General features: G+C 62.0%; 2 protein-coding genes. One reads left to right on the forward strand and one right to left on the reverse strand.

Translation table 11 applies throughout. The features are described 5' to 3' along the window. On the reverse strand, positions 1-707 hold a 707-nt coding region (locus ACFWF3_RS35835), incomplete at its 3' end, for a serine/threonine-protein kinase (protein ID WP_379318598.1). Positions 708-959: 252 nt separating this feature from the next. Between ACFWF3_RS35835 and ACFWF3_RS35840 the strand changes: the two genes are divergently transcribed. Then, a complete protein-coding gene (locus tag ACFWF3_RS35840; RefSeq protein ID WP_379318600.1) occupies positions 960-1,373 on the forward strand; it encodes a nuclear transport factor 2 family protein in 414 nt (137 codons plus the stop codon). Positions 1,374-1,445: the final 72 nt, after the last annotated feature.

Consider the following 1,445-nt stretch of genomic DNA (forward strand, 5'->3'; position numbering starts at 1 on the left):
CGGACGAACTGTGCCACCAGTTGTTCGCCGCTTCGGCGCTCGAAGGCGGCGTGGCCGGTGAGGGCGCAAAACAACGTGGCAGCCAGTCCGTACACGTCCGATGCTGGGCTGGGCGATGCACCTGCGAGCACTTCGGGAGCGGTGAAAGCCGGCGAGCCGGTGACTGTTCCGGTCGAGGTTTCGAAGCCGCCGGTGATGCGGGCGATCCCGAAGTCTGCCAGGGCAGGTTGGTCGTAGTCGGTGATCAGGATGTTGCTCGGCTTGATATCGCGATGCAGCACAGCGGCGCGATGGGCAGTTTCGAGTGCGCCGGCGAGCTTCACCCCCAGTCTCAGAGTCTCGGCCAGGGGGAGTGGTCCGATGTGACGGATGTGTGTGTCCAGGGAGCCACGAGCGTGGTAGGGCATCACGATGTAGGGGAGACCTGACACGGTCATGCCGACTTCGAACATATCGACGATGTTCGGATGCCCTGTCAGCTGTGCCATTGCCCGCTCCTCGCGGAAGAAGCGTTCCCGGTCGTCATGGTGATCACCGGTCAACACCTTCACCGCGACCGTCCGATCGACCACACGTTGCACACACCGATACACCCGACCGAAACCGCCCCGCCCGATTTCCACCGCGTCCGCGAAACCTGCACTATCCAGCTCCGCGGCGACGTCGAGTCCGTCACGCTGTGTCACAAATGGGTCGTCTTCGACCATGAGGTACTCATGCGGTAGGCAACAGGCCACCTTCAGCGTATTCCTTGGGCGCAAGAGTTGTCCGGCGGCACCGTTGTCGACGCGTCAGACCTACGGCAATGCCGACCGTCATAGGGCAACGTGCACCGAGTGGCTGGCCAGTGCGGTGTCGGTTGGTGTAGGCATCGGCGACTCGGCGCTGCAAAGTGTTACGTGTCACTCGCTCGGGTGGATGGTCGGGCTCCCACCTGAGGTTTCGCAGAAGGAGAACCTGTGTCCAGTTCCTCGCTCGCTGTCTACACCCAGAAAATGAACGAGATCTGCGCTGCCATCGCCGCGCGCGACTTCGAAAGAGCCCTCGGGTATTTCGATGAGAAATGCGTAGTCGTCAATGGTGCAGGTGGCATCGAAGGTGGCAAATCGGCGCTGTCGGTCGGCTTCGAGGAGATGATCGCGGCCTTCCCCGACTGGACTCCGCGCGTTGCCGCGTCTTGTCTGGAAGGTGACACCATCGTTGTGCTGGTCGAGATGACCGGTACCGTCGCCGGTACCGGTTCGACGATTCGGTGGATCGGCACCGGCTATTCGACTTTCGATCCAGAGACGCACAAGATTGTCCGTGACGTGTACTTTCTGGATGAGGCCGCGCTCGCGCAGAAAATCAGCGACTCCGAACTTGCCAGCTGACGTTCCTCTCGCGCTGGACGTTCCTCTCGCGCTGGAGGACAACGGCCGGCCAGGAATGTCGCTGCTCACAGG

It is taken from the genome of Nocardia sp. NPDC060220 (assembly GCF_042727815.1).
Classification (GTDB): Bacteria; Actinomycetota; Actinomycetes; order Mycobacteriales; family Mycobacteriaceae; genus Nocardia.